Source organism: Micromonospora sp. B9E7 (genome assembly GCF_039871815.1).
Lineage (GTDB): Bacteria > Actinomycetota > Actinomycetes > Mycobacteriales > Micromonosporaceae > Micromonospora.
The window spans coordinates 403,235-429,380 of record NZ_JBDPLX010000001.1; the positions used below are offsets into that span (position 1 = coordinate 403,235).

Below are 26,146 nucleotides of genomic sequence, written 5' to 3' on the forward strand. Positions count from 1 at the left end.
CCTCCGACCCGGCCCGCCGTCGACCGATCGTTCGGTCGGCGGTGGGCCGGCTTCACCTCACTGGGTGCTCCAACGATCGCTGTACCGCAGGGCCGGCCTTCCGTCCGGTCGCGTGGGCAGCCGATCCTCCTCCGGGCCGGGCGGGGTGACCCCGTGCAGGGTGCCGCCCGCGAAGTGCGAGAGGGCGTGCAGGATCTCCGCCCGGCTGTGCGGGAAGTGCCGGAGGTCGGCCACTGGAAAACCGCCCAGCTCTGCCGAGTAGGTGAACTCGCGCGGCTTCTCCACCTCGGGATAGTCCCGTTTGAAGGCGATGACGAGGACGTTGCCGGCGACGAAGATCCGGTCCAGGTGGTGCCAGGCGATGAACCTGTTGTGCGCTCTGGTCTGAATGCCGATGCCCTGCTTGGAGAGGGAGACGACGAGCGGTCTCTTCGAGAGCGCCAGATGGCCGGTCAGAACGTCCTGGAACTGGACGACGAGCAGGAAGCCGATGGTGAGAAAGCCGGCAAGCGTCCACACCTCGCCGAGAGCGTGGGACTCGAGCAAACTGATGAACCGGGTCTCCCCCAGCACCGGGTCCGGGGTGGCGTAGAGCGCGGTCATCGCACCGAAGACGACGGCGACCACGAACGGGGTGCGCCACCACATCCGCAGCACGCCACTCTCGTCCCTCGGTTTCTGGCCCCCGAACCACCACAACGCCAGGGCAAACACGCAGGAGCCGAAGGGAACGACGAAGTGCGAGTAGTCACCGAGCAGCGGCACCACGACTCGCATGGCCACCGTCACCATCAGGAGCACGGCGACCACACCCCAGATCACGATGGCCAGGCCCCACTTGATCCTTGCGTCCCCCGGGAACCCTTCTCGCGCGTCGCGAGCGGCGGTGAGTGCCAGGGCGGTACCGACAGCCGCGGCGGCGATGTCGAGGATCGTGAGGAACACCCCCGGGCCCGGCCAGCCACCCCGGCTCGACGTCACCTCGGGAACAACGAGCCGCGCCAACAGGAACACGGTGTAGAGGGCAGCGATGCCAACGGACACCGCGAGCCGTCGCCGTTGCACCCGCAGGAGTTCCCGGTGCAGTGGGTGGAACAGCCGCTGCGGTCGGCGAAGTGTGTCGAGCACCGGCCGGGCCACGGTCAGTGCGGGCAGATTGCTGGCCGGAGCAACGGCGGGCGTCTCACCCGAGGGTTGGTCCTCGGCCGCCGGTGGAGCGCCGGGCCCCGGACGTAACACCAGGTCGGCCGCAAGGTCGGTGTTGCGTTGACGCGGACGGGGCAGGCCCTGGCTGGGCAGGGTCACCGCCAGGTGCCGGTACACGGCGCTCAGGGTGAGGTCTTCCCCGTCGGGATGGCCGTCGCGCACCGGTGGTCCGTGCCGGAGCAGGCTCAGCAGCTCGCCGGTGAACGCGGTGTGCTCCGCGCCGACCGGGGCGATCGCGGCGACGTTGTCGGAGGTGGCGGTCAGGGTGAACGTCCCCTGGATCTCGCTACGGTCGGCCAACCCGTTCTCGACGTCGGCGGCGGACATGGTGTTGAGCGCGCGGCCCGCGAAGCAGCAGTCGAGGATCAACACCCGGGTACGCGCGGGGCTGTCCCGCATGGCGTCCCGGATCCAGCTGAACGGGATGGCCGTGTACTTCAGCCAGTCCGGTCGGGGGTTCGTGCCCGACAGCGCGAGGAACAACTCCCCGTTGTCGTCCAGGAGCCCATGGCCGGCGTAGTAGACCAACAGCAGGTCCTCCGCCTCGCCGCAGCGTTCGGCGATGGTCACGCCGGCCTCGCCCGGGTGCGAAAGATCGAGGAGCTGCGTGCAGCGGTCCACGGCGACCAGGTCGACCGGCCCGGTGGTGACCAGCCGGGCCAGCTCGGTCACGTTCGCCCGCACGGCCGGCAGATCGTCAAGTGCCTGTTGACTGTGCGTGGCAGTGCCGATCAGCAGCGCGGTCGACCTGGTCGGGTCGGGGCGGCTCACCTGTCGTTCGTCTCGACAGACGGTTCGTGCTCGGTCAGCGCGCGGACGGCAGCTCCGATGAGCGCGGTGACCTGGTCCATGTCCCGGGCCCGACGGACGTCCAACTCGGCCGACGACCCGTCAGGAAGGGTCAGCTTCACCGTCACGTCCTCGCGACGGTGGGTCAGCCAGCCGGCGATCGACTGCACCAGCACCATCACCGCGCCGCCACTGCCGACCGCCACCAGCAGCACGTCGGTGGCCCCGGCCGACATCTCGTCGGGCCGAGCCGTCGAACCGGGCGCGGGCCCGGCGGTCACGTGCCCGCGGAGCCGATCCTCGGCACGCAGCCAGGACGCGAGGGATCGCCGAGCATCGGCGGAGGGCAGATCCGGGTCGACCGAGAGCGTGATCGTCTCCTGAGACGCGGGCACCGTCTTCTCCTTCCGGCGAAGGCAAACCCCACTCCCTCATCCTGCCAGCCGGTGTCGCCTTCGGGCAGCCCACAGAGTCACCGAAGTCGATCAGCCCTTGACCGTCGTGTCGGCCGGTTCATAGGCTCCGGCCACTGCGAGGCTTTTCCCGAGAAGGGAACCCGAGACATGCCCCCATCGACGCGTCCGTTCTGGATGGTTCCTCCGAAACGGCTGGCGGGTGCCGCCACCATCGCACTCCTACTCGGCATGACTCCCCTGCTCAGCGGCACGTCCGCCGCGACCGCCGCCCGGCCCACCCCCTGCAGCAGCGATCCGGGCGCCCGGTTGACCACCGTGCCGAGCCCGCAGGCCGTGCTCGGCTTCCCCCTCGGCGCGGGGCAGGAGCGGGTCGTCACCAACGACGAGGTCCGGACCTACCTCGGGGCCGTCGACAGCGCCTCCAACCGGGTCGTCACCGGGGTGATGGCCACCAGCGTGCTCGGCCAGCCGCTGCCGTACGCGGTGGTGTCCAACGAGCGCAACGTGCGGCCCGCCGCCCTGCGAAAGATCGCCGACGACGTACGGGACCTGCGCGACCCGCGCCGGACCAGCGCGCGGACGGCCGCCCGTACGGCGAAGGACAGCCCGGCCATCGTCTGGGTCACCGCGAACGTGCACGGCGGCGAGAAGAGCGGGACCGACGCGGCGCTCAAGACGCTGTACGAGTTGGCCGCGGGCCTGTCCTGCGAGGTCGCCCGGCGCAACGACAACCTGGTCACCATCATCGTCCCCACCCAGAACCCGGACGGCCGCGACGCGACGCGGCGGCAGAACGAGTTCGGCTTCGACATGAACCGGGACTGGTTCGCCCGCACCCAGCAGGAGACCGACGGCAAGCTCGAACTGCTGCGCCGCTACCCACCGCAGGTCTTCGTCGACGCGCACGAGATGGGCGGCCGGCAGTACTTCTTCCCACCCAACGCCGACCCGATCCACCACGAGATCGCCGGCGAGGCGGTGGACTGGATCAACCGGATCGGCGAGGCCAACAGGGCCGGCTTCGGCTTCAACGGCGCCTGCGACGACACCGTCACCACCGAGTGCTACTTCAACTACGACACGTACGACATGTTCTTCATGGGCTACGGCGACACCGTGCCGACCACCGGCTTCGGCGCGGCCGGCATGACGTACGAGAAGGGCAGCGCCTCGGCGGTGGCCGACCGCGTCCAGCAGCAGTTCCACACCCAGTGGTCGACGCTGGGCTGGGCCGCCGCGAACAAGCGCGAGGTGCTGGACGGCTACTTCGACATCTGGACCGACGCGCTCGCCCAGGGCCGGGCGGGCACGCTGGAGCCGAACGAGGTGGTGCAGCCCACCAACGAGGTCCAGTTCCCGGTGCCGGACGTCACGATCCGCTCGTACTTCCTGCTGCCCGACCGGCAGCTCGCCGACGTCCGACAACTGGTCGAGCGGCTGCGCCGGATGGACGTCGAGGTGTACGAGGTGCGCAAACCGACCCGGGTGCCCACCGCTCGGGTCTTCGGCGGGCGCACCGCCACGAACGTGACAGTGCCCAAGGGGGCGTACTGGATTCCGATGGACCAGCCGCAGAAGCACTGGATCCAGGCCGTCATGGGCGAGGACCCGTACGTGCCGTTCCCGTACTTCTACGACGTGTCGTCCTGGAGCAACCCACTGCTGATGGGTGTCTCGGCCATCTACACGGGCGACACCGTCAAGCCGAACGCCGAGCTGGTCCGCACGGTCGCCGGTGGTCGCACCGCTCCGGCGTGGCCGTGGGGCTCGTACACGTACCCGCTGGACTCGGCCGCCTCCGCGGAGCTCACCTTCGCCCTGCTCGGCCGCGGTGTTCCCCTGGTTCGTGACCTCCCGACCAGCAGGGTCGCCATCCCGGCGGCCAGGGTGAGCCGTACCGTCGACGAGCTGGCCACGTCGCTCGGGGTGACGCTCACGCCGGGCGGTCGGCCGACCGGCACCCGCGTCGACCTGCCCGACGTCGGGCTCTTCCAGGGCACCGGCATCTCCACCACGTCGGGTTCCCACGGTGAGGCGCGCTACGTGCTCGGCAAGCGGTGGGGGCTGGACCTGAAGCCGGTCACGACGGCCGACATCAACGACAACACCGCCGCGTTCACCGGGCGTACCGTGCTGCTGGTGCCGGACGGCAGCAGCCCGACCGGTGGTCTGACCGCCAGCGGCCAGGCCAACCTGCGGGAATGGATCGCCCAGGGCCACACCTACGTGGGGCTGCGCAACGAGGGCACCCGGTTGGCGCGCGCCGCCGGGCTCACCTCCACCACCGAGAAGACGAAGCCGGCCGACTACCTGGTGATCGGCTCGCACCTGCGGGTCGACGTGGACACCGCCAGCCCGGTGGCGTCGGGTCGCCCGGCGGAGGACTTCGAGTTCAACAACAGCGACCCGATCCTCACACCGAGCACCACCGGGACGAACGTGCTCAGCTACCCGACGGGTGACACCTTCTGGGCCAACGGCTACACCGTCGGCGCGGACACGCTCAAGGGCACGGCGGCCGTGGTGGACGAACCGACCGGAGCCGGTCGGGCGGTGCTGTTCGCGTTCAATCCGCTCTTCCGGGCGTACAACGAAAATGGTCTGCACCTGGTGGCCAACGCGCTGCTCTACCCGGCGGGCGCGGCTCCGGACGCCCGGCGCGCGGCCGGCGTCGACGCGGCGCGCGCCAGCGCCGCCGCCGCGCCAGTGCCGCCCGACCTGGGCGGCGGCTGGCGACCGATCACCATCCAGGTCGCGGTCGGCGACCTGCCGCGCACGCAGGCCATCGTCGAACGCTTCACCACCGACGCCCGGGTGTCCGCGAAGGACGATTCGGCGTACGTCGTGATCCCGAACCCGCAGGGACTCCAGGTGGACGAACACCCGTTCGCACGGGATCTGGTACGCGCGCTGAATGCCGCCAAGGTGCCGCTGCGGTCGGTGGTGGGCTGACCGACCCGTGCACAGCGAAGCGCCCGTCCCCTCGGCTGGGGCGGGCGCTTCGGCGCGTTCGGGAGTCGGTTACGACCGCCGGGCGACCTCGGTGACGAACGCCCGCCAGGTCACCGGCCCGAAGACCAGCGCCGGCCCCTCGGGGTCCTTCGAGTCCCGCACGCCCACGATGCCGGGCAGGTTGTCCGCGACCTCGACGCAGGCGCCGCCATTGGTGGATGAGCGGGAGGCTTTCCGCCACTGTGCACCCGTCAAGATGTCCATGTCTTTGCTGCTTCCTTCAGTAAGTCGAGGGTTTGCCCGAGTGGGAGAGCCTCGCCTCGGACGGCGTCCCACGACAGTCCCAGGCTAGCAACACCCTCGGGCTGCTCTACGATCTGCGCCGAGAGCTGGTTGTCCACATAACCAACACGTGACCCGTCGGGCATGTCGGCCAGAATGAATGCGCCCGCCAGCCCTGAATACATGCCAGTAGACATCGGAACCACGTGCAACTGAATATGCGGTTCCTCCGCGCAGCTCATCAAATATTCGACCTGCTCGGCCATCACGTCCCGCCCACCGCAGGCCCGTCGAACCGCCATCTCGTCCAGGACTACGAAGAGCTGCGGCGCCGGGACACGGGTGAGAACCGCTTGCCGTTCCAACCGCGCAGAAACACGCTGATCGAGCTCGAACGCCGGCACCCGTGCGGCCCGGAAGGTTGCCCGTGCATACGCCTCGGTCTGAAGGAGCCCCGGCACGAACGCGTGCTCGTACCAGCGCAGCGCAGTCGCCTCACGCTCAGTCTCGATCCACTCGCGCAGCCAGACCGGCGCAGCGTCTCCCTTCACCAGCTCATTCCAGAGCGTCGTGAAATATCCACCGGTGTCGAGTGTCTTATCCACGGCCGCCAGATAGGGCAGCGTGGGCTGCTTCGTTCCGGTCTCGATGGCACTCACCTGAGAATCTGAGCAAAACACCTGCTCTCCGAGCTGCGCCTGAGTCAATCCCGCCGCCGTCCGGCGTCTTTTCAGCTCGCGAAGTAGGTATTCAGAGGGTGAGATTCCCACGACTTCCACGCCCTTCCGCACGATTCCGCGCCGTTCCCCACCGACCCCGACCTGATGGCCACATTCCGTGATCGAGCGGTAACCATTCCGATCCTAGGGGTCCAGCATCCAGGGTGGAACCAGCGGCGCGGCCGGTGGAGGACCCGAGACCCGGCGGACGCGTTCGTAGCGGGGCCGCCCCTTGGGCGAGCACTCACGGGGCGGCCCCTCCCAACGTCAGCCAGGGGAGCATCATGAGCATCGACCAGCCGCGGCAGGTGCAGTCCGGTGACCTGTTGTGCCTGACCCGCGCGGCGAGCCCACAGTTCGCTCGGCCCATCACAGTCCGCGTGATCCGCGCCCTCACCGACCGGCACACGTACCACGGTTGGTTGTGGATCGACGCCTACCAGCTCGGCCCGAACGGCGACGCGATCGCGCGCCGCGCGCTGTACCTGATGCCCGCGGGCGCACAGTGGCTCACCTCCCCGCCGAGCCGGCCCACCGCCCGGCGTCCGGTCCGGCGAGCCCCGGTGCGGGTCGGCTGATGCCCCGTCACTCTCCCGGCCACCGGCCCGTGCGCCCGACCTGGCGCTGCGGTACGTGCGGCATCGCCTGGCCCTGTTCGCCGGCGAAGCTTCGCCTCCTCGGCGAGTACCGCCTTGACCGGCCGGCGCTGCTCGTCCACCTGGCGACACTCCAGGCCGAGGCCGTTGCCAACCTCGCGGAGCTAAACCCGAGCGCCCCACCCGCCGACCTGACCCACCGCTGAACGATGGCCGCGATCGCGTGGGTGACCGGCCACTCGTCGACGATCCAACCCTCGCTGGTCATCCGGACATGCGATCTCAACGGTTCGATCACCTCCAGCGGCAGGACCCACCTGCGCTCACGTCGGTCACCGGCACCGAACCTGGTGACCACGTTCACGACGTACACGAGGGCGACCGTACCGAAGATTGCGACCCCGCACCGTCGCGCGGCCCCGGCCGACGGCTCGACGCGATTGCCGTGACCACCGGGCGGCCCTGAGGGCCGGCAGTGGGGGTGGGCGCCTGTCGAGCTGATGTCGTAAACGATTCACGCGGGCGGGACGAGAGGATGAATCGTTTACGACATCAGCTCCATAGCGTCTCGAACAGTGGTGTCGCCCTCCCGGACCGGACTGGGGTCCTGGCGGCGGCTCTACGGCTTGCGGGCGACGCCGCTGTAGCCGGTGCGGGCGACCTGCGGGTCCTCGGTGGCCGGCGGCTCGGCGTACGGCCACATGTTGACCAGCCCAGGCGGCTCCAGGACGAAGTCGCCGAAGAACCCGGAGATGTCGGCGTGGCCACGCGGCACGAAGGGGCTGTTCGCCCGCGCGTAGATCGCGGAGATCCGGGCCATCAGGTCGGGGTGCGTGTCGGTGCTGGCGTGCGACAGCGCCAGGTAGCTGCCGGGGGCGAGCGCGTCGCGGTAGGTGGCGACGATCCGCTGCGGATCCTGTTCGTCGGGCACCAGGTGCAGCACGAACATCATCAGCACCGCGACCGGGCTGCCGAGGTCGATCGCGGCGCTGATGTCCGGGTGGCCGAGCACCTGCTCGGGGTCCCGCAGGTCGGCCTGCACCACCGACACCGACGGCGAGCCGGCGAGCAGGGCGCGGCCGTGCGCGCAGACCACCGGATCGTTGTCGACGTAGACGACCCGCACGTCCGGGTCGATGCGGTGCGCGATCTGGTGGACGTTGTCCCGGGTCGGCAGCCCGGACCCGAGGTCGAGGATCTGCCGGATGCCCCGCTCCCGCACAAGGTGCTGGACCGTCCGGGCGATCAGCTCGCGGCCCTGCCGGGCGGCCTCGGGCATCCACGGCGCCACCTGCAACACCATCTCGGCGGCAGCCCGGTCGGCGGCGAAGTTGTCCTTGCCGCCGAGGTAGTAGTCGAACATCCGCGCCGCGTTCGGCTTGTCCGGCTGCAGGGCCACCTCGGGCTGCGACTGCGTCATGATCGACCACCTCTCCCTGTCCGGTCCCGCAGCATAACGTCCACGGTGGAGGGATTCCGCCCCCGTGGGCCGGCCGAACCGCCGTCTGGCCCGAGGCTCCGGCTGGCCCGCACGATCGGGCCAGCCGGAGCTGGTGTCAGTCGGTGGCGCAGACCGTGCCGTTGAGGGTGAACGCCGTGGGGAGCACGTTCGGCCCGCTGTACCCCCCGACGAAGCCGGCGCTCACGCTGCCGCCGGCGGCGATTCGCCGGTTGTCGTCGGTGGGCGTGACCCGCACGGCGGTGCCCACCTGCTCCCAGGTGGCGCTCCACCCGCTGCTCACCTGCTGCCAGCCGGTGGGCCAGGTCCAGGTGAGTGTCCAGCCGTCGATCGGGCTGGTCTGGTTGTTGATGATCTCGACGCCACCGATGTAACCGTTGCCCCAGTCGTTGTTGGTGGTGAAGCGGACGGTGCACGCGCTGGCGGCCGGGCTGCCGGTGGCGAAGGTGAGCGGCGGTGAGGCCCAGGAGACCCGTCCGGCGGTGTCACGGGCCAGCACGTTGACGGTGTACCTGCTGCCTGGCACGAGGTTGTCGACAGTGAACGAGGTGGACGTCGTCTCGCCGAACTGCTCGCTGACCGTGCCGTTCTGCCGGTGCACCTCGTACTTGGCGATCGGGCTGCCGCCCGGGGTGGCCGCCGGCCAGGTGATCGTCGCGGCGCGGTCGGTGACGCCGCTCGCGGTGGGCTGGCCCGGTGCCGTCGGCCGTCCGCCGGTCGCGTCGGCCGGGCGCAAAACGAGCGTGGTCAACGAGTACGCCGGCAGCGTCCGGCTGGTCGCCGAGCCGGACTGACTGGTGGCGATGCCGGTGGCACCGTTGGTGAGGGTGGACACCGTCGGCGCGACGGTCGACGGGGTGAACCCGGCGTAGTCGATGGTGACCGGGTGGGCGTTGTCCGGGTCCTTGTTCACCAGCAGCACGGCCAGCTCACCGTTGCCCCGGCGGACGGCGTGGGCGGTGACCAGGGGCTCGTCGGTGCCGGCGCGAACGAACTGGTCGCCGGTCTTCGCGAAGAGCTTCATCATGGTCAGCCCGTGGTACGGCGCGAACGGTGTGTTCAGCGGCGGTTGGCAGACCGAGCCGTCCTCGGTGCAGGCACCACTGGAGAGCATGCCGAAGTCGCCGTAGTCGGTCTGGCCGGCCACCTGCGTCACGGTGCCCATGCCGTTGTGCACGTTCCACCAGTGGGCGGTGAAGACGCCGCTCTCCAGCAGGCCGCTGTAGACGTCGGCCAGGAAGAGTGCCGCCGGCTGGGTGTTCCGGCCTGCGTCGACGTTCAGCTCGGTGAAGCTGATGCCGATGCGGTCGGCGTTCGCCCCGGCGAACCGGGCGAGTTGCTGCCGCAGCAGGTAGGTGGCGTCGGGCAGGTGGTTGACGCGGGCCAGCGACTCGGCCGCGGTGCCGCCCGGGTACCAGTGCACGTCCACGAAGTCGATCTTCGGGCCGGCGATGGAGAGCACAGTCTGGTTCCACGGGCCCGGGTCGCTGCCGGCGGTGATCCCGTCCGGCCAGTTGCCGGGCATCGTCAGCACCGCCCCGACCTTGATGCTCGGGTCGACCGCCTTCATCGCGTCGGCGTACTCGACGACCAGCCTCGCGTACTGTGTCGCGCTCTTGTCCGGGTGGTCGTCCGCCTCCCACGCGGACCCGTAGTGGCCGTTGCCGTAGTTCTCGTTGCCGACGGTCCAGTACCGCGCGCCGTAGCCCTTGGTCACGTTGGCGTACCGCACCCAGTCTGCGGCCTCGGCGGGCGTGCCGGTGCCGTAGTTCGCGATGATCATCGGCTGTGCGCCGGCCCGGCGGACCCCGGCCATGAAGGTGTCGAAGTCGGTGTTCGGCGCGACGTACCCGCCGGGGGCGGTGTGGTCCCTCCAGTGGTAGATGTCGGCGTACGAGCCGCCGGGGTAGCGCATCATCTGCACGCCGGCGTCGCGCAGCAGGTCCGACGTTTCGGCGGTGCCGAGGTTCTGGTCCCAGATGGCGTGGTTGACGCCCAACGCGGTGCCCGGCACGGTGGCCAGTCCCGCCCGGGCGTTGACGGTGACGGCGACCGCGTCCGGTTCGGGTGCCGCGGTGGCGGTCGGCGGGTTGACGCCGGAGAGCGCGGTCGCGGCGAGCAGCAGGCTCGCCAGCAGTGTCGCGCGGCTTTTCGGAATGTGCATGGCGAGATGTCCTTCGCGGTGAACGACGGTGGGTCGCCCAGCCGGCAGGGTGCGGCGCGCTGGCAGGCGGACTCGTGGACGGACGGGCCCCGGCGTCCCGTCGCTCGTGCCCCGTCCCCCGAAATCCGTGCTCGGATCCCGGCTGCCCAGTGGACGGCGTCAGCCTCGCGCGTGCGGCATGCAATCGACGGCCAAGAATGTCATGGCGCACTGGACGATCTCAAGGGGGCCAGCTGAACCGCCTGGCGGGCACCTGACGCGGATCGACTCAGGGTTGCGGACCGTTCGCGGTTGGCAGCCCTGAGCCGTCTTCGGCTGCGGCACGTCTGCGGCGGGCCAGGTGACCGGCGAGCGCCAGCAACACCACGGCCTCGGCGACCAGCACGGTGACCGCCCAGCCGGGCCCGACCCAGCGGGCCAACGAGTCGTACCAGAATCGGATCAGCAGGGTCAGCAGGGTCACCGCGAAGGCCGCCGACGCGACTCCGTACCCGGTGTAGATCAGCCGTTCCCGACGGCGGTAGCCGGCGGTCGAACGGGTGCCGCCGCGCAGCAGCTGACCCCAGAACCGGTACGTGTCGGTCCGCAGGTCGGCGAGGTTGAGGGCGTGGCTGAGCATGTGGTAGCCGTCCAGCCGCAGGAACGGCACCAGGTTGAGCGCGGCGGTCGCGCTGCCGAACAGCAGCATGGTCCCGGCGAGGTCGCGCAGCGCGCCGGGAGCGGCCCAGGCCCGGATCGCGGCGAACGGCACCAGCGCCAGCATGCTGACGAACACGCCGGCGAACGCGATGGCGACCCGCCGCCGGGGGGTGAACAGCACGATGTCGTCGACCTTGCAGTACGGCGCCAGCAGCGGGAACCGCCACATCACCCCGATCTCGCTGACCCGCCCGCCGAAGTGCCGGCAGGTCAGTCCGTGCGCGCATTCGTGCAGGAAGACGATCAGCCAGGTGATCACCACGGCGGCCACGATCGCGGCGAGCGGACGGTGTCCGCCGCCGACCCCGGCCAGCAGGTCCGGCAGCTGCGCCACCACGAAACCGGTCACGGCGAGCACGGCCAGCAGGGCGGGCAGCACGAACCACCAGCTGAACAGCGGCCCGAGCCGGGGCAGCAGCAGGGTGAAGAGGCGATCCGGGTCGAACAGCGGCCAGCGGGCCGACAGCGGTCCACGCCGGGCCTTCGCGGCGCCCTCGGCGGCGGACGCGGTCAGCCGGGCGATCTCCTGCGGGTCGGTGGCGCCGTCGAGCAGTTGCCGGCGGTGCAGCATGCCGAAGAGCTGCTGCCAGTTCTCCGGCCCGAGCCGACGCTGGTACGTCGCGGCGTACTCGGCGGCGATGTCGTCGACGGTGCGGGTGCCGTCCATCCGGGAGAGCAGGAAGTGCTCCCGAGGGCCGACCCGGTAGAACCAGCCGGTCTCGGCGTCCCGGACGTGGTGCACGAGCTTCTCACCACGCCACTGGCCGGGGCCGAGCGCCACCCCGGCGCGCAGTCGGGGGCGCGTCCAGGTCGCGTCGACGGTGGTCATCGCGCGCCGGCCGGCGCGTCGTCGAGCAGCGCGGCGCGCATCAGGTACGACAGGTAGATCTCGTCCAGGATGCTCACCCCGAGCCGGTTGTTGGTCATGTGCACGTACGAGCTGAGCAGGATGGGCAGCGCGGCGTCGAGGTCCGTGATCGGCGTCGGGTCTGCGCCGCCGCGTTGGAACAGCAACTCGCCGCCCTGGGCGAGGGTCACCACCCGCTCCCGCAGCGCGGCGCAGTGCGCCAGCCAGCGGCCCTCCACGCCGCCGAGGCGCGTGGCCGACCGGTCCCGGGCCCCGGCGCGGATGTCGGCGAGCCGGCCACGCAGCGCGACGTCCATCCGCCGGTAGCTGGTGTCGAAGCTGGCGTGGTAGTCGTCGCTCGGCTCCGAGTAGGAGACCTCCCAGAACGTCCGGTACTCGTCGAGGAATCCGGCGATGTGCTGGTCGTCGTCGAGGAAGACGGCGCACATCATCATCGTCAGCTGGGCGGAGAGGCCGAGCAGCACCGGGCGGACGTGCACGTTCGTGGTGCCCAGCAGGTCGAGCACCACGTCACTGGAGTGCTCGAAGTGCCACTCGGCCAGCTCGACCCCGGCGGGGCCGCCGTAGCGGCCGTACTCCCGCTCGTACGGGATGTGGTGGTGGCTGTTGTTGGCCCGCATGGGCATCACGCCGTCCGGGCCGTACTCCTCGTCCCAGCGCTGCCGGCCGTACTCGGCGAGGAACATCTGCTTGTACAGGTCACCGAGGCCCGCGCTGTCCACCTCGTACAGAGCTGGCCGGCGACGCAGGAACGCCCCGATGGCCGCGTCGACCCGGGCGCGGACCACCGCCGGGTCGACGCCGGGGGCGGGCAGCACCCGCAGGCGTACGTGCGGCCCCTCCATCCAGTACTTGATGAAGAAGTACCGGCTGATGAGCCCATCGGCCCGCAGCTCGTCGACCAGCGGCCGGACGCCCTCGACCAGCATCGGGTTGGCGTTGCTGGCGTAGAAGACGTGCACGCTGAGCCAGCCGTGGTCGACCGGCGAGGGGTGGTCAGTCATCGTTCACTCCGTCTCGAACGCCGTTGAGTTCGACGGTCAGCTCGGTCACGTAGGTGCCGGCGTCACCGCGCACCATCTGCTCGTCGCGGCCCGGCAGCATCTCGGTCAACACCAGTCGACCGCCCGCGCCGCGCGCCGTCGCGTCCAGCAGGTGCAGCGAGAAGTGGCTGTCAAAGTCCACGTAGAGGGGCTTGTGGTCCGGCCGCGTCGCGGGCTGCGCGGCGGCCTGACCGCCGTCGTCGGTGGACGCCGGGGCGAGCCGGGTGCCCTCCGGGGTGGCGAAGACGCGCCGCGGCAGCCCGTTGTCGCGCCGCCACCGCTGCCACACCAGGAACCACTGCGCGTCGCTCTGCTCCGGTGTACGGGTCGGCAGGTGGTCCGGGTGCAGCTTCCACATCCGCCGTTGCAGCACCAGGTCGCCGTGCACGATGCGCGGGTACCCGGCGATGCCCCGGCCGGGCAGCGGCACGGTCGTGCCGGCCCACAGGTCCGGCTGGGCCATGCCCAGGTAGGCGAAGGTGAGCAGCACCTGCTGCACCTCCGGCAGCGCCATCGGCAGCAGGAAGCCGAGGTAGACCGGGATGACCTCGGCGTCGAGGCGCCGCGAGCGCAGCAGCAGCCGGTCGGTGACCGGGTCGTGTTCGACGCTGAGGTCGTCCATGTCGATCTGCTCGGCCGCCGGCCGGTGGCTAACCTCCCCCGGGCAGACCAGCTCGTACGGGGTGACGACGGGGTGCAGGTTGAGGTTGGTGGCGTCGTAGCCGCCCTTGAGTTCGGCGAGGACCGCGCCGGGCGGCTGGAGGCGCAGGAGTTCGGCGCGCAGCGTCCCGGCGAGGTCCTGGTCGGCGAAGAGGTGCGCGAAGCGGGAGAAGAGCAGCGTCATGCCGGAGTACACCCGGTTGACCACCACCCGGTGCCGGTCGCCCTGGTCGGCGAGCTGGAGGAAGAACGACCGGGGGTCGAGCGTGCCGAGCGTCTCGGGCACCATGGCGGCGACGTCGGCCATGAAGGCGTCGTCGAGGGTCAATTCCTCGGCGCCGGCGGGCAGCCGGTCGTACGCCTCGTTCATCCGCCGGGCCACCTCCAGGCGGGCGTCGTCCAGCGCCGTGATTTCGTCCTGCCGGAACCAGTTTTCCTGCCGGACGTAGCGGTTGTCCTCGTCGAATGCGCGACGGCGCATCATCCGGCCGCTGTAGTGCTCGAAGAAGTCCTGCTGGAACTCGTGGGCGAAGGTGAGCAGGTCGTCGCAGCGCCCACCGTCGCCGTACCGGGCCCGGAAGAAGCCCTTGGTGGCCAGCCTGCGGGGCAGGTTGATGTCGAACACCGGCATGATCCGGGCGAGCGCCCGCAGGCCGGGCAGGATCTCCCGCTCCCAGCGGATCCGGTCGGCGGTGACCGGGGCGTCGGTGTGCCGGGTGGCGTCCTCGTAGACCAGGGTGCGGGGGGCTGGAATGTCGGCGCGTCCGAGGTCAGCGTGCGCGGCGACCAGCTCGTCGCGGATCCCGTCCAGCGCGCGGCGGCGGCCCGGCACGTCCTGCTCCGGAAACGCGGTGGCCAGCCGGTTGGCCCTGGCCACCCGCTCGGCGAGGCGGTGGGACCAGTCCCTGTCGATCTGCCGCAGCGCGCCGCGGTAACCGTCCACGGGGTCGTCGGCGTGGATGTCCAGTTGCAGGTTCGGCACCACGAGCAGGCCGACGCGCAGCAGGTGGTGCAGGTACTGGGCGATCTCGTCGGCGGGCCGTCCGTCGGTGGTCAGCTCGGTGACCAGGTCGGCCATCCGCCGTACCCGATCGCCGTCGAGGGCGGCCAGGATGTCGTGCAGCACCCGGCCGGTGGGGAGCACGAACAGCGACTCGTGGATCGACTCCAGGGTGATCGCGGCATCGCCGTCCTCCGAGCTGGTACGGCGGCGGCGCAGGTACCGCAGCCGGCCGTGGGCGATGCGCCACCCGGTGGTGAGGGTCACCGGCAGGTCGGCGCGCAGCGTCTCGTCGGCGAGCACGATGGCCGACAGTCGGCCCAGCGCGGCAAGGTTGAGCCGGGCGCTGCCGCGCGCCGCCGCGACGATGCCGTCGGTGCTCGGCACGACGTGCAGCAGCTCGCCGGTGCCGGTGTCGAAGGTGCCGACGTTCACCGTGGTCAGCCGGCTGAACGGGCTGGTCTTGGCGGCGGTGCGGTAGGCGTACTCCAGCAGGGACCGCTCGATGCGGCGGGCCCGCTTGCCCAGCGGCCCGGTGCCCGTGACGTAGCCGGCGAGGTAGCGGTCCAGGGAGGGGGAGGCGAGCAGGATGCCGCCGCGCAGGTCCGGATCGTCGGCGAGGGCACGCAGCACGGCCCGCCGGCTGTCCAGCTCGTCGTCGAGCACCGCCGGGCCGGCGGCCAACTCCTCGCGGTACGCCGCGAAGGTGTCCAGCCAGCGGGTCAAGTCGCGATGGGTGTCCGTGCCCAACGCCTCGGCGGGCCAGTCGGTGGGGTCGGCCGGGCGGGGCACGCGGAGGTTGAACACGTCCCGGCGGAGCCGGATGAGCCGCCGCCGCAGCCCGTCATCGGTCAGGTTCCGACCGACCGCAGCCTGCAACGCGTCGGCCAGGTCCCGTCCGGTGGCGCGCAGCCGGTCCTCCAGGTCGAGCACCCGGCGGGCCCAGTCGGCGCTGCGGTCGAAGGCGAGCCGGTCGGCGACCTCGATCGGTAGTCCGGCGGTGCGCAGCATGAACACCCCGGGCATCCGCCAGGAGATCGGGGTCGCCGGTCGTGCGGGCAGGGACACCGTCACGGGTTTCTCCTTCGTCGGGTCGGCGCGGGTCGGGCCGTCACAGCCGGTACGCCACATCGGCGGTGGCCTGCGGGTGCCGCCCGAGCAGCAGGAAGAGCACGGTGCGTTCGTCAGTGCCGTCCAACCCGAGGGCGGTGTTCATGGCGAGGTTGTCGAAGCCGAGGACCGCTCCGCAGCCGAGGTCCTGGGCGGTGGCCGCGCAGTAGGCCCGCTGGGCGACGGTGCCGACCTCGGCGTTGAGGATCCGGTAACCGCGCGGCCCGAAAACGTCGAGGGCCGCGTCAGGGCGCCCGGAGATGGCCAGCACCGCGCCGACCTGCCCCATCGTGTAGTTGGTGAGGAAGTACTGCTGTTGCAGGAAGGCGGCCATCCCGCCGTCGGGTTCGGGACCGGCCGGCAGCAGGGCGTGTCGGCGCTCGCAGTAGGCGTAGCTGCCGCCTGGCAGGCCGTCGACGTGGTTGGCGAAGACCCACAGCCGGGTCAGCTCGGGCCCGCCGTCGGGTCGTTTGACGTCCGCCGGGTAGCGGCGGCCAGCGGCGGCGAACGCGAGGGTGGTGCCGAGTTCGGCGGCGGTCAGGTCGGGCGGGCGGCGGAACCGGCCGAAACTGCTGGACCGGCCGGACAGCACCGTCGACAGTGGACGCGCGAGTCGGTCGAGCTGCGCGGCGGGCAGCGCGACCGGCTCACCGGGCAGGTCCCGGGGCGCGGCGCTGTCGACGGTGTCCGGGGCGGGTGCGGCGGGGGCCGCTGCCGCGCGGTGCACGGCGGTGACCGCCGCGAAGTCCCGGACCCGCCGGGACCGCTCGAAGGGGGCATAGCGGACATGGACGTCCGCGTCCACCGGCGGTCCCGCCGGACCACCGACGTTCAGGGGTACGACCGCGAAGACGCTCTCCGCGTCGCCGTCCAGGTCGAGCAGGCGGTCCAGGGGTGCCGGGTCGAAGCAGAGCGACCGCCGCAGGGGTACGCCCAGCGCGGGCGCCAGCAGGTCCCACGAGCCGAGCAGCGCGCCAAGATCCTGGGTGACCACGTGGTAGCAGAAGCTGTTGTACTTGAACGAGTTCTTCCAGAACCGGATGCCGGCCAGCAGGTAGCTGTCGCCGGGGGCCGCGTCGCCACCGAGGGCGGCGCGGACGGTGCCGGTGACGTCGCCGACCAGCAGCCGCTCCAGCACGTGCGCACCGGTGTGGTAGTGGTAGACGCCCGGCAGCAGCGGCCCACCGGCCCCCGCCACCAGGTACACCTCCACCGGGTACATGCCACCGCCGGACGCGGTGCCGCGCCCCCACACCGCGTGCTCGAAGTGCGCCCGCTTGGCGACGTCCTGGTTCCAGTTGACCGTCAACCGCCGGTCCAGCACCCCGTACGACAGACGCAGCAGGGCGGCCAGTCGGGCCAGCGACCAGCCGGCGGCCGGCGGCAGGTGCTGCCCGGTGTGCAGGTCGCGCAGGGTGGCCAGCTCGGGCAGCCCGGCGGGCAGCGGCAGCCGGGGCGCGTGGGGGTAGCTCTTGTGCCGCGACGGCTGGTCGGCCCAGTCCACGTCGTAGTTGAGCGGTTCCATGGGCGTGCGGGCCCGCCGGAACACCGCCTCGGTGTACTCCCGGACGACCTCGATGGCCTCCTGCTGCATGGCGCTGCTCCTACGGGAAGGGGTGCGGGTGGGGGTTGCGACCGGTGGCGCCCAGCCCGTCCGGTCCGTGCCGCCCACGGGCCACATACCGGTCCAGGCGCTCACTGAAGAGCACCCGTTGCCGCTGCCAGCCGAAGTCGATCGGGACCAGGGCCGGCGCCAGCACGGCCATCGTGTGCACCCCGGCGACCTGCTGCTCGGGGCAGGTCTGGTCGACGGCGACGACGTCGCCGCCGAGGCCGGCGATCAGGCCGGCGAGGTACGACATGTCGGCGCGCAGGTCGTCGTGCTCGGGCCGGGTGGCGAGCCAGTCGCCGTACAGCTCGGACATGGACCGCAGCGGCGGGTCGTCGAAGAGGAACGCCGCGTGCCGCGCCATCTCCGGCAGGCCGTAGAGCAGGGCGTGGTGGCTCAGCTCGGTGACCCGGGTGTAGTCGCGGATCATCTCCCGCAGCTCGGGTTCGCTGGCGGCGACCCGCTCGTCGAAACCGGGCACGTATGAGGCGGTTTCGCAGAGCGCCGCGCGGACCGCGTCGTCCGGGTCGAGGCTGGCCCCGGCGGCGAAGCAGAGCTGCCCGAGCCCGTCGCCGCGCTTGACTGCCACCGCCGTGACGACCGGGATCGGCAGGTCCGCGCGGGTGTCGAAGAGTCGGACGTCGTAGCCGAGCAGGTCGACCCGGTCGAGCATGAAGTGCACCCGCTCGTCGCGGCACGTCGCCGGGTCGATCTCGGCCAGCCGCGCTCTGCCGTACCAGGCGAGCAGGAACGCGTCCCGCTCGACCAGTTCGAGCATGCCGTGCAGCAACGCCTCCTCCGGGCAGCTGCCGCTGGCGCAGCCGTTGGAGCACTCCTGGACGAACTTGCGCTGGTCGGTGCGGCGGTCCAGGTAGTAGACGAGTTGCTCGGGGACGAGACGGGGCTGCTCGTCGCGCAGCGACCACCCCCACACCCAGTGCATCGGCTCGTCCGGGGAGTACGGGGCGTAGTAGAGCCCGTGCCCCTGGTAGAACGCCGGGTGGTAGCCCAGACCGGACGGGTCGAGCGCCGCCGGGGCGAGGTTGGCATAGCTGTCGAACACCTCGGTGCGCCTGGTCCGCGGGAACTGACCGGCGTACCGCTCCAGGCCCTCCAGCAGCGCGTACGTCTCACTGCCGCCGTAGCTGTTGGCGTGCCCGCTCCACCACATCTCGTGCAGGTCGTAGCGGCTGCGGACCCGGAAGTAGCCGGTGACCGGGGCGGTGGCGGTGGCGTTGTACGCCCGCAACGCGTTGCCGCCCAGCGCGCCGACGACGGGGTTGGCCAACGCCCCGACCGGCAGGTCCAACTCGTCGGCATTCCGCAGCCGGTACGACGTCAGGTCGGGCTTCGGCCGACGGGTCAGCGCGGGCACGGCCGCCTCGGCGGTGTCCGGCGCAGTGGTGGCGCAGGCCGGGCACTCCGAGTCGGCCAGCACCTCCACCAGGGTCGTCTCCAGGGTGTCCATCCGCAGTTGGTGCAGCCGCGCGACGCCGGGGCGGTCGGCGCGGGTCCGGCAGGCCTGCCGGAACAGGTGCCAGAGCGCGTCGACGGCGAACGGGGTCAGGTGCGGCAGGGGCGCCACCACCCCGACCGGAGCGTCGTGCTCCAGAGCGTGCCGCTCCTCCCGAAGCCGGATGGCCTGCCAGCGACGCTGCACGCAGAGCGGACACGGGCCCGGCAGCGCTCCCGGTGCGGTGGTCCCGGTCCAGCGGGGGCCGACCAGCGCGGTCACGCCGTGCAGCCAGATCGGCACCACGTCGCTGGTGAGCCCAGCACCGGTGTCGGCGTACGCGTCGGTGAGGCCGAGGGCGGCGATCCGTACGGTGATCCCGGCGGGCGGTGGCCCGTCCTGGGCCGGCTGGTCGGCCCGGTCCTGGAGCCGCTCGTGGAACGCCTCGCCGAGCTGCTTGAGGCTGCTGTCCCACCCGGTGGAGGTGGTCCGGACGTCGACGATCATGCGGTTCACCTGTCTGCGGTCGCTGCGGTCTGGGGTCGGGACCGGGAATCCCCGCCGGCGTGGCTCGCCGGCGGGGACGGCTGCGGCGGTGGCTATCCGCCGCCGCATCCGGTGCTGGTGCTGCTGCTGCAGCAACTGGACGTGCTGCAACTGCAGCAGCTGGAGCAGGAACAGCTGGAGCTGGACCAGTCCATGACCATCGCGTCGATCGCGTCGACGTCCTCGATCTCGAACGTCTCGGTCTCCAACGCGCGGAGTTCCTCAGTCAGATCCGGCATTCCCTCTACCTCCCCTCGGGCGTACGCGGGCCTCGGCGCTGACCGGCCGTCCGGAGCGGCCGGCTGATGTCGAGGCTCAGCTGGTGCTGCTGCAACTCGACGAGGTGCAGCTACAACAACTGGACGTGCTACAGCTGGAGCAGCTCGACGTGCTGGTGCTGCTGCTGCAGATGTCCATGTGGTCGGCGGACAGATCCGCGATGTCCTCGACCTCGAACGTCTCGGTCTGCAGGTCGCGCAGCTCGCCACGGACCGATTCGGACAGTGCGGCGGATGCCAGGGGTTGGGTCACGGGCCTCTCCTTGTGCCGCGGTCAACGCCAGTCGTGGGTGGGTCTGCGTCCGCACCACCACGATGGAGCCAGCGGAGGCACGCAGGGGCTACTCGCCGGTGTCGGCCGGCGGCGGTTGGTGCGTTCGGATGCGACGTCCCACCGGGTGACTGGATTGCGTCAGCGTTCGGGGGTCAACCCCCGGTCACCCCGGTCAGCCGCAGCTGGAGGTGCTGGTGCTGGTGCTGCAGCAGCTCGATGTGCTGCAACTGCAGCAGCTGGAGCAGGAGCAGCTGGAGCTGGTAGCGGCGAGCGCCTCGCCGCCGTCCTCCACCTCCTCGATTTCGAAGGTCTCGGTCTCCAGCTCGCGGAGCTCGTCGTTCAGGGTGATCGGCATGTTTCCACCTCCTTCCACGGTGCGTGCCTCGCTCGGACCATTGGTGTGGTGGTTTCAGTCGGCCGCCTGGCCGTGGTGGCGCAGCAGGACCACGCCGCTGCGGAACGCGCCGCTGGCGCGTACGTCGCGGGTGGTGGTCTCGACGAGCAGCGCGCTGATCCCCCTTTCGCCGAGGGCGGCCAGTACGGCGGCCCGGTCGGTGCCACCCACCGGCGCGCCCGCGTTGCCGGCGCCGCCGGTGAGGGTGGCCGGGTCGAAGTCCGTGAGCACCGGGTCACCGAGGTCGGCGTCGGCCGCCTCGAAGTGCCGCACCTGGATCCGGCCGACCAGGTCGCGTACCGCGGCGAGCCGCGTGGCGGCCGGGTCGAAGCCGCCGGCGAGACGCCAGTCACGACCACCGGGGGTCTCGGTGACGGCGAGTACGGCGTGCGCCGGGGCGGCGCCGGTGAGGGCGAAGACCGCGAGCTGCCGGCCGAGGCGGTGGGCGGCCTTCACCACGAACGCGGTGTCGTCGTCGGCCACCAGCTCCTCCTCACCGACCACGGTGAGACCGCCGACGCCGCGCATCGCCGCGGTCAACGCGTGGTACGCCAGCGCGTCGGCCAGGCCCCGGTCGATGACACCGTCGAGGCTGTCGGCGGCGGCCGCGCCGGCGACCGTCCGTTCGGCGAATCCCTCGCCGTTCGCGGCCGACGTGGGCAGCGCGACCGCGGCGGGCACCCACACCGTGTCGGTGCCGCCCAGCACGGTCGCCGGCAGCCAACGGATCGCACGGTGCGGGTCATCGGGGATCGCCCCGCTCGCGGTGTCCAGCTCGGTCCACGGCACCGGATGCTCGCCACGGCCGCGCAACTGCTCGGCCGTGGCGCGGACGCCGGCGTGCGGGTCCGCGCAGCGGGCGGCGTGGTCGCGCACCGCCACCCGGTACGCGGCCAGCCGGGCACTCATCACGGTGTGCACGTCGAAGGCGGTCACCTCACGGGGCCCGCGCCGGCCAGGCAGCCGCAGCCGGGCGGTCTTCAGCGGCGCCTGCTCCAACGGGTCGTCCACGAACCGGATGAACACTCCCGCGTTCGGCGACACCAACGCCTGGGCACGCTGGTACGTCTCGTCGTCCGTGCCGCCGGGCCGGGCCGATCCGGGCACGTCCACGTCGCGACACACCGGGCAGGCCGGGTGCGGCAGCACCTGCTCCCGTGAGGACTCCAGGGTGGACGTCGCCAGCAGCAGCACGCCACCGGCCGTGTCCGGTGCCATCGCGCCGGTGAGTACGCGGAACAGCTCGAACGCGGCGGCGTTGCCGAGCATGCGCGCGGTCACCTCCGGCAGCGGCGCGGGCACGTCGGGGCCGGCGCCGACGGCAAGGTGACGCCAGAAGTCCGCGGCGTCGGTGGCCGGGGCGGCATCGGTGAGCCGGAGCTGCGCGCAGAGCCAGCAGGGCGTCCGCCCCGGCTCGACCGTGGGGCCAACCACCGCCCGCTCGTCGTCGGTGAGCACCGGGACCAGCAGCGGACCGTCCCGGTGGCAGATGCGGGCCAGCTCGGCCAGCTGGGGCAGGCCCGTGCGGTCGGTGCAGTACACCAGCGCGTCGGCTCCGGTCAGCTCGACCGGCCCGTCGTGCACCCGGACCTCGGCGGCCAAGCCGTCCGCGCGCAGCGTCGCCACCTCGGCCCGCAACGCCTCCGCGTAGCGCGACGGGTCGTCGTCCGGGTGCAGGTCGAGCTGGAGACACCCGTTGCGCAGCAGGCCGATCGCTGCGGCCAACAGGGTCGCTCCCCCACCGGCCAGCACCACCCGGGCGGTGTGGAAACGCAGGAAACGGCCGGTGGGGTCGTCGGCGAAATGGTCGACGAACTCGATCTGCGCGGCGAACCGTCGGGCCACCGGCTCGGCCAGCTCGGTGCGGTCGCCGGCGTCCTTCGCGAAGCCACGGGCCAGCAGCGCACGGACCAGGGTGAGGACGGTCTGTCGCTGCGCCTCATCCAGCGTGGCGGTGAGCTGCGCGAGAGTGTGCTCCCCGGTGAGGTAAGGGCTCAACGAGGTCAGCCAGCGGAAGGCGGACCTGCCCTTGATCAGGAAGGCGGTGTCCGGGCCACGCAGGTACGCGCCGGTCGGCGCATCAAGGAAGACCACATCGTGTCGCAGCTTAGGTCGCACTTCCAGGGTCTCCGCACCGTCCAGCGGCAGGCTCATCCGGGCTCCTATGCCAACGTTCACCATCGACTCGAAAGTGTCTACATGCTGCCCAAGGTCAACACTTTCGTCAACAGAATGTTTCGGGTCGGGTAGTGGCCGGAGTGAATTGAAGGGCACTGAGCTGCGGCGGCGAGAGATTTTCTCGGCGCGCGCCGACGCGAACCTTCCGGACCCGATCAACCTCCGCTAGTCTGTGGTCGCCATCGGACCCTTGCGCAGGTCAGGAGCGATTACATCGTTCCAGGCGCGAGGCTCCCCGGCGGCGCAATCCCCCACGGTGGATGGTCCCGCCGCCACCCCGACCTGCCTTAACGATCAGTTAATTGACCGCGCGTAATCAACTCTGCGTTGCGGTCGGGAATGAGTAAGGACCGTTCAGATGAAGGCGAAGCAAAATCTCGGCGGTGAACCCCGCCGGCCCACCGGACGATTGCGCCAGTCCGTTGGGGAATGACCGATTCGCCATTGAAGTCCACGAGGTGACCAAGCGTTATCCCGGCGGCGTCACCGCGGTCGACGGGCTCACCCTGCGGGTGCCCGAAGGGACGGTCTTCGGCTTCCTCGGCCCCAACGGCGCGGGCAAGACCACCACCATGCGGATGCTGGTCGGGCTCGTCCGGCCGACGTCCGGCCGGATCCGGGTGCTGGGTCAGCCCCCCGGCACCCCGAACGAGCTGGGCCGGGTGGGCGCGCTTATCGAGTCGCCGGCCTTCTACCCACATCTGTCCGGGGTGGACAACCTGCGGCTGGCCGCCCGATACGCGGGAGTGCCCGACAGCGCCGCCGACCGGGTGCTGGCCGAGGTGGGCCTGACCGGACGCGCGCGCTCGGCGTTCCGGACGTACTCGTTGGGCATGAAACAGCGGCTCGGCGTGGCCGCCGCGCTGCTCAAGGAGCCCAGCCTGCTGATCCTCGACGAACCCACCAACGGCCTCGACCCGGCCGGCGTCTCGGAGATCCGGGAGCTGCTCCGCTCGCTCGGCCAGCACGGACGCACCGTGCTGCTCTCCAGCCACGTGCTCGGCGAGGTCGAGCAGGTCTGCGACCGGATCGCCGTCATCAACCAGGGTCGGCTGGTCGCCGACGGCACCTCCGACGAGCTGCGCGCCGCGCTCGGCGGCGGGGAGCTGCTCATCGCCGCTGATCCGGTCGACAGGGCCGCCGCGTGCCTGCGCGACCACCGGGGCGTCCGGGCCGTCGAGGCGGTCGAGGCGGTCGACGGCACACTGCGGGTCAGCGCCGACCCGGCGCTCGCCGCGGAACTCAACCGCACGCTGGTCGAGGCCGGCATCGAGGTACGCGAACTGCGCACGGTACGCCACTCACTGGAGGAGGCGTTCCTGGAGCTAACGGGCACGACAGGGAGCAGCCGATGATCGCCTCGGTACGCGCGGCCTGGTTCGCCGACCGCAAACGGCCGGCGGTGTGGACCGTCACCCTCACCTGGATCGCGTTGGCGCTCGCCTTCGGCGTCGGCGTTCCGTACCTCGTGCACCTGGCTCTCGCCGGCAACCCGAAGCAGGCCGACGACGCCGCGTCGCTGCTGGACGCCGTACTGCCCGGCCAGCTCGTGCCCACCGGGATCGCGCTGTTCCCGCTGTTCGGTGGGGCGATCGTGGTCATCCTCGGCGCCGTCGTCGTCGGCAACGAGTACCGCTGGGGGACGCTCAATCTGATCTTCACCCAGCGTCCCCGAAGAGCGCAGGTGCTCGCCGGGCACGCCGTCGCGCTCTGCGCCCTCACCCTACTGCTCGCCGTCCTCACGTTCGCCGCCATGGCTGCCGTCACGACGCTGCTCGCACTGGTCGAAGGACGCGGACTGGACTGGCCACCGGCCGGCGACCTGGCCGGTGCCGTCGCGGCGGCCTGGCTGATCTGCAGCGCGCACGCCAGCCTCGGCTACTTTCTCGCCATCGCGTTCCGCAGCACCGCCACCGCGATCGCCGTCGGCCTCGTCTGGACGCTCGTGCTGGAGAACGCGATCAGCGGCCTCGCCCTCGTCCTCAGCCCCCTTGAGGTCGTCCAGAAGCTGCTTCTCGCCCCCAGCTCCGGTGCTCTCGCCGGCGCGCTGGGCGCCCGCTCCCAGTTCGAGGGCGGCACCCCCGGGGTGATCGAATCAGCCGGTGCCGTGCTGCCTGTCACCGTCCTGCTCGGATACGTCGTGCTGATGTTCGGGCTGGGCACCTGGCTCGCCGTCCGCCGGGACGTCGGCTGATCGGAAAGGATGTCGACATGGACTTCCTCCTCGCCTTCGTACTGACCGGGCTCGTCGCGTCCAGTGGCTGGATCGTCTGGGGTCTGGCCCGTGGCTGGGCCCGCACGCGGGACCGACGGCACCAGTTGCGGCTCGCCCGCGCGCGGTCCGCGGCCGAGGTGCGCCGGGCCGAGGTCCGGGAGATCGAGCTGGCCAACGAGACCTACCAGGACTTCGTCCGCCGCCACCCGGAGACCTGACGCCGGAGGCAGCTCGGCGTAGCCCCGCTCGGCTGGATGCGCGAAGACGCGCTTCCGAAACGATCGGCGAAGGCGCTCCCACCACCACTGCTGTCAGGTGACGAGCCGCGCCGCTGGCATCCCCCAATACTGGGTGATCGACCAGGACACGGCGCAGACTGTCGCCATGTACCGCCTGGAAGACGACCACTACGTGGTCCGCGCGACCATGCCGCTCGCCTGGCTCCTCAACACCGGCCTGGAGGAGCACGACCTCGGCTGAGGCGGTTGACCAGATCCGAGCGCGGCCGGAATAGTCTCGCGGGCATGCGGGGACGGTTGATCACGGCCAGGCGGTGGTACGGGGAACATCGGCGGCTCGTCCGTCGTACGGTTCTCGCGTTCGTGGCGGGTGCGGTGGTGGTGACCGGAGGCACCGTGGCCAGCGTGACGTGGATCCGCGACACGGCGGACGGCCACATCTACGACGAGGCGACCGTGCCGGAAGCGCCGGTCGCCCTGGTGCTGGGCACGAAGGTGGACGCGGACGGCAGCCCGTCACCGTTTCTCGCGGCCCGGTTGGAGATCGCGCGACGGCTGTTCGAGGCCGGCAGGGTGCGGGCGATCCTGGTCTCGGGCGACAACATGAACGCGGACTACAACGAGCCCGCCGCGATGCGGAGCTGGCTGGTCGACCGGGGGGTGCCGGCGCGGAAGGTGGTGCTCGACCACGCCGGTTTCGACACGTACGACTCGTGCGCGCGGGCTGAACGCATCTTCGGGGTGCGCCGGGCGACGGTCGTGACGCAGGCGTTCCACCTGCCCCGGGCCGTGGCCCTGTGCCGGGGCCTCGGCATCGACGCCAGCGGGGTGGGTGACGAGACCGCGAGGCGGTACGCGCAGACCTGGCGGATCAGCTCGTACCGGGAGAACGGCGCCTGTCTGAAGGCCGCGCTGGATCTGCTCTCCGGCCGGGACCCGGCACACCTCGGCCGGCGGGAGGTCGGCGTCGAGGACGCCCTGCGCGAGGGCTGACCGG

Annotated in this window: 22 protein-coding genes; 8 read left to right on the plus strand and 14 right to left on the minus strand. The window is 71.3% G+C overall.

Annotated elements, in window-relative coordinates:
* Positions 1 to 57: 57 nt before the first annotated feature.
* Both ABGB10_RS01765 and ABGB10_RS01770 read right to left on the minus strand, forming a co-directional pair.
* Positions 58 to 1,977 carry a caspase family protein gene (locus tag ABGB10_RS01765; RefSeq protein WP_347659037.1) on the minus strand — a complete coding sequence of 640 codons (1,920 nt, stop codon included), beginning with the start codon at positions 1,975 to 1,977 and terminating at the stop codon, positions 58 to 60.
* Entirely contained in the window at positions 1,974 to 2,390 is a 417-nt protein-coding gene (locus tag ABGB10_RS01770) for a hypothetical protein (RefSeq protein WP_347659038.1), read from the minus strand. Before ABGB10_RS01770 ends, ABGB10_RS01765 begins: the two co-directional genes overlap by 4 nt.
* A 168-nt stretch (positions 2,391 to 2,558) precedes the next feature.
* Between ABGB10_RS01770 and ABGB10_RS01775 the strand changes: the two genes are divergently transcribed.
* On the plus strand, positions 2,559 to 5,363 hold the full coding sequence (locus ABGB10_RS01775) for a M14 family zinc carboxypeptidase (RefSeq protein ID WP_347659039.1): 2,805 nt from the start codon (positions 2,559 to 2,561) through the stop codon (positions 5,361 to 5,363).
* A gap of 69 nt (positions 5,364 to 5,432) precedes the next feature.
* Here ABGB10_RS01775 and ABGB10_RS01780 read toward each other — a convergent pair whose 3' ends face one another.
* Together ABGB10_RS01780 and ABGB10_RS01785 are read right to left on the minus strand one after the other, a co-directional pair.
* On the minus strand, positions 5,433 to 5,627 hold the full coding sequence (locus tag ABGB10_RS01780; RefSeq protein WP_347659040.1) for a DUF397 domain-containing protein: 195 nt from the start codon (positions 5,625 to 5,627) through the stop codon (positions 5,433 to 5,435).
* Positions 5,615 to 6,415, minus strand: coding sequence for a helix-turn-helix transcriptional regulator (locus tag ABGB10_RS01785; protein WP_347659232.1), 801 nt, complete (start codon positions 6,413 to 6,415; stop codon positions 5,615 to 5,617). The genes ABGB10_RS01780 and ABGB10_RS01785 overlap by 13 nt, the downstream gene beginning before the upstream one ends.
* A gap of 233 nt (positions 6,416 to 6,648) precedes the next feature.
* Here ABGB10_RS01785 and ABGB10_RS01790 point away from each other — a divergent pair, with 233 nt between their 5' ends.
* The gene (locus ABGB10_RS01790; protein WP_347659041.1) at positions 6,649 to 6,942 is read left to right on the plus strand and encodes a hypothetical protein; all 294 of its coding nucleotides are present in this window, start codon (positions 6,649 to 6,651) and stop codon (positions 6,940 to 6,942) included.
* Between the two features lie 637 nt (positions 6,943 to 7,579).
* Here ABGB10_RS01790 and ABGB10_RS01795 read toward each other — a convergent pair.
* From ABGB10_RS01795 to ABGB10_RS01825, 7 genes are all read right to left on the minus strand, one after another.
* Positions 7,580 to 8,380 carry an SAM-dependent methyltransferase gene (locus ABGB10_RS01795; protein ID WP_347659042.1) on the minus strand — a complete coding sequence of 267 codons (801 nt, stop codon included), beginning with the start codon at positions 8,378 to 8,380 and terminating at the stop codon, positions 7,580 to 7,582.
* 136 nt (positions 8,381 to 8,516) lie between these two features.
* Positions 8,517 to 10,583, minus strand: coding sequence for a cellulose binding domain-containing protein (locus ABGB10_RS01800; protein WP_347659043.1), 2,067 nt, complete (start codon positions 10,581 to 10,583; stop codon positions 8,517 to 8,519).
* A gap of 268 nt (positions 10,584 to 10,851) precedes the next feature.
* A complete protein-coding gene (locus ABGB10_RS01805; protein ID WP_347659044.1) occupies positions 10,852 to 12,111 on the minus strand; it encodes a hypothetical protein in 1,260 nt (419 codons plus the stop codon).
* A complete protein-coding gene (locus ABGB10_RS01810) occupies positions 12,108 to 13,154 on the minus strand; it encodes a lantibiotic dehydratase C-terminal domain-containing protein (protein WP_347659045.1) in 1,047 nt (348 codons plus the stop codon). Before ABGB10_RS01810 ends, ABGB10_RS01805 begins: the two co-directional genes overlap by 4 nt.
* Positions 13,147 to 15,927, minus strand: coding sequence for a lantibiotic dehydratase (locus ABGB10_RS01815; RefSeq protein WP_347659046.1), 2,781 nt, complete (start codon positions 15,925 to 15,927; stop codon positions 13,147 to 13,149). Before ABGB10_RS01815 ends, ABGB10_RS01810 begins: the two co-directional genes overlap by 8 nt.
* 37 nt (positions 15,928 to 15,964) lie before the next feature.
* Positions 15,965 to 17,557: a nitroreductase family protein gene (locus ABGB10_RS01820; RefSeq protein WP_347659047.1), complete on the minus strand. Its 1,593-nt coding sequence runs from the start codon at positions 17,555 to 17,557 to the stop codon at positions 15,965 to 15,967.
* Between the two features lie 10 nt (positions 17,558 to 17,567).
* The gene (locus ABGB10_RS01825; RefSeq protein WP_347659048.1) at positions 17,568 to 19,532 is read right to left on the minus strand and encodes a TOMM precursor leader peptide-binding protein; all 1,965 of its coding nucleotides are present in this window, start codon (positions 19,530 to 19,532) and stop codon (positions 17,568 to 17,570) included.
* Between the two features lie 117 nt (positions 19,533 to 19,649).
* Here ABGB10_RS01825 and ABGB10_RS01830 point away from each other — a divergent pair, with 117 nt between their 5' ends.
* Positions 19,650 to 19,877 carry a hypothetical protein gene (locus ABGB10_RS01830; RefSeq protein WP_347659049.1) on the plus strand — a complete coding sequence of 76 codons (228 nt, stop codon included), beginning with the start codon at positions 19,650 to 19,652 and terminating at the stop codon, positions 19,875 to 19,877.
* A gap of 9 nt (positions 19,878 to 19,886) precedes the next feature.
* Here ABGB10_RS01830 and ABGB10_RS01835 read toward each other — a convergent pair whose 3' ends face one another.
* The 3 genes from ABGB10_RS01835 to ABGB10_RS01845 form a co-directional block, all read right to left on the minus strand.
* On the minus strand, positions 19,887 to 20,102 hold the full coding sequence (locus ABGB10_RS01835; protein WP_347659050.1) for a hypothetical protein: 216 nt from the start codon (positions 20,100 to 20,102) through the stop codon (positions 19,887 to 19,889).
* A gap of 193 nt (positions 20,103 to 20,295) precedes the next feature.
* Positions 20,296 to 20,478, minus strand: a complete 183-nt coding sequence (locus ABGB10_RS01840) for a hypothetical protein (RefSeq protein ID WP_046564715.1) — start codon at positions 20,476 to 20,478, stop codon at positions 20,296 to 20,298.
* 54 nt (positions 20,479 to 20,532) lie between these two features.
* Positions 20,533 to 22,671: a TOMM precursor leader peptide-binding protein gene (locus ABGB10_RS01845; RefSeq protein WP_347659051.1), complete on the minus strand. Its 2,139-nt coding sequence runs from the start codon at positions 22,669 to 22,671 to the stop codon at positions 20,533 to 20,535.
* A 482-nt stretch (positions 22,672 to 23,153) separates the two neighbouring features.
* Between ABGB10_RS01845 and ABGB10_RS01850 the strand changes: the two genes are divergently transcribed.
* From ABGB10_RS01850 to ABGB10_RS01870, 5 genes are all read left to right on the plus strand, one after another.
* The gene (locus ABGB10_RS01850; protein ID WP_347659052.1) at positions 23,154 to 24,050 is read left to right on the plus strand and encodes an ABC transporter ATP-binding protein; all 897 of its coding nucleotides are present in this window, start codon (positions 23,154 to 23,156) and stop codon (positions 24,048 to 24,050) included.
* The gene (locus ABGB10_RS01855) at positions 24,047 to 24,889 is read left to right on the plus strand and encodes an ABC transporter permease subunit (protein ID WP_347659053.1); all 843 of its coding nucleotides are present in this window, start codon (positions 24,047 to 24,049) and stop codon (positions 24,887 to 24,889) included. The genes ABGB10_RS01850 and ABGB10_RS01855 overlap by 4 nt, the downstream gene beginning before the upstream one ends.
* Positions 24,890 to 24,906: 17 nt before the next feature.
* Positions 24,907 to 25,128: a hypothetical protein gene (locus tag ABGB10_RS01860; RefSeq protein WP_347659054.1), complete on the plus strand. Its 222-nt coding sequence runs from the start codon at positions 24,907 to 24,909 to the stop codon at positions 25,126 to 25,128.
* Between the two features lie 97 nt (positions 25,129 to 25,225).
* Positions 25,226 to 25,390 (plus strand): hypothetical protein, encoded by a 165-nt coding sequence (locus tag ABGB10_RS01865; protein ID WP_347659055.1) that lies wholly within the window; start codon positions 25,226 to 25,228, stop codon positions 25,388 to 25,390.
* 44 nt (positions 25,391 to 25,434) lie between these two features.
* Entirely contained in the window at positions 25,435 to 26,142 is a 708-nt protein-coding gene (locus ABGB10_RS01870) for an ElyC/SanA/YdcF family protein (protein ID WP_347659056.1), read from the plus strand.
* Positions 26,143 to 26,146: the final 4 nt, after the last annotated feature.

Coding starts and splice junctions, on each gene's coding strand:
- ABGB10_RS01800 (WP_347659043.1), bottom strand. CDS start 10,583: ATGCACATTCCGAAAAGCCGCGCGACACTGCTGGCGAGCCTGCTGCTC.
- ABGB10_RS01795 (WP_347659042.1), bottom strand. CDS start 8,380: ATGACGCAGTCGCAGCCCGAGGTGGCCCTGCAGCCGGACAAGCCGAAC.
- ABGB10_RS01775 (WP_347659039.1), top strand. CDS start 2,559: ATGCCCCCATCGACGCGTCCGTTCTGGATGGTTCCTCCGAAACGGCTG.
- ABGB10_RS01870 (WP_347659056.1), top strand. CDS start 25,435: ATGCGGGGACGGTTGATCACGGCCAGGCGGTGGTACGGGGAACATCGG.
- ABGB10_RS01825 (WP_347659048.1), bottom strand. CDS start 19,532: ATGATCGTCGACGTCCGGACCACCTCCACCGGGTGGGACAGCAGCCTC.
- ABGB10_RS01840 (WP_046564715.1), bottom strand. CDS start 20,478: ATGCCGATCACCCTGAACGACGAGCTCCGCGAGCTGGAGACCGAGACC.
- ABGB10_RS01805 (WP_347659044.1), bottom strand. CDS start 12,111: ATGACCACCGTCGACGCGACCTGGACGCGCCCCCGACTGCGCGCCGGG.
- ABGB10_RS01855 (WP_347659053.1), top strand. CDS start 24,047: ATGATCGCCTCGGTACGCGCGGCCTGGTTCGCCGACCGCAAACGGCCG.
- ABGB10_RS01780 (WP_347659040.1), bottom strand. CDS start 5,627: ATGGACATCTTGACGGGTGCACAGTGGCGGAAAGCCTCCCGCTCATCC.
- ABGB10_RS01790 (WP_347659041.1), top strand. CDS start 6,649: ATGAGCATCGACCAGCCGCGGCAGGTGCAGTCCGGTGACCTGTTGTGC.
- ABGB10_RS01810 (WP_347659045.1), bottom strand. CDS start 13,154: ATGACTGACCACCCCTCGCCGGTCGACCACGGCTGGCTCAGCGTGCAC.
- ABGB10_RS01860 (WP_347659054.1), top strand. CDS start 24,907: ATGGACTTCCTCCTCGCCTTCGTACTGACCGGGCTCGTCGCGTCCAGT.
- ABGB10_RS01820 (WP_347659047.1), bottom strand. CDS start 17,557: ATGCAGCAGGAGGCCATCGAGGTCGTCCGGGAGTACACCGAGGCGGTG.
- ABGB10_RS01845 (WP_347659051.1), bottom strand. CDS start 22,671: ATGAGCCTGCCGCTGGACGGTGCGGAGACCCTGGAAGTGCGACCTAAG.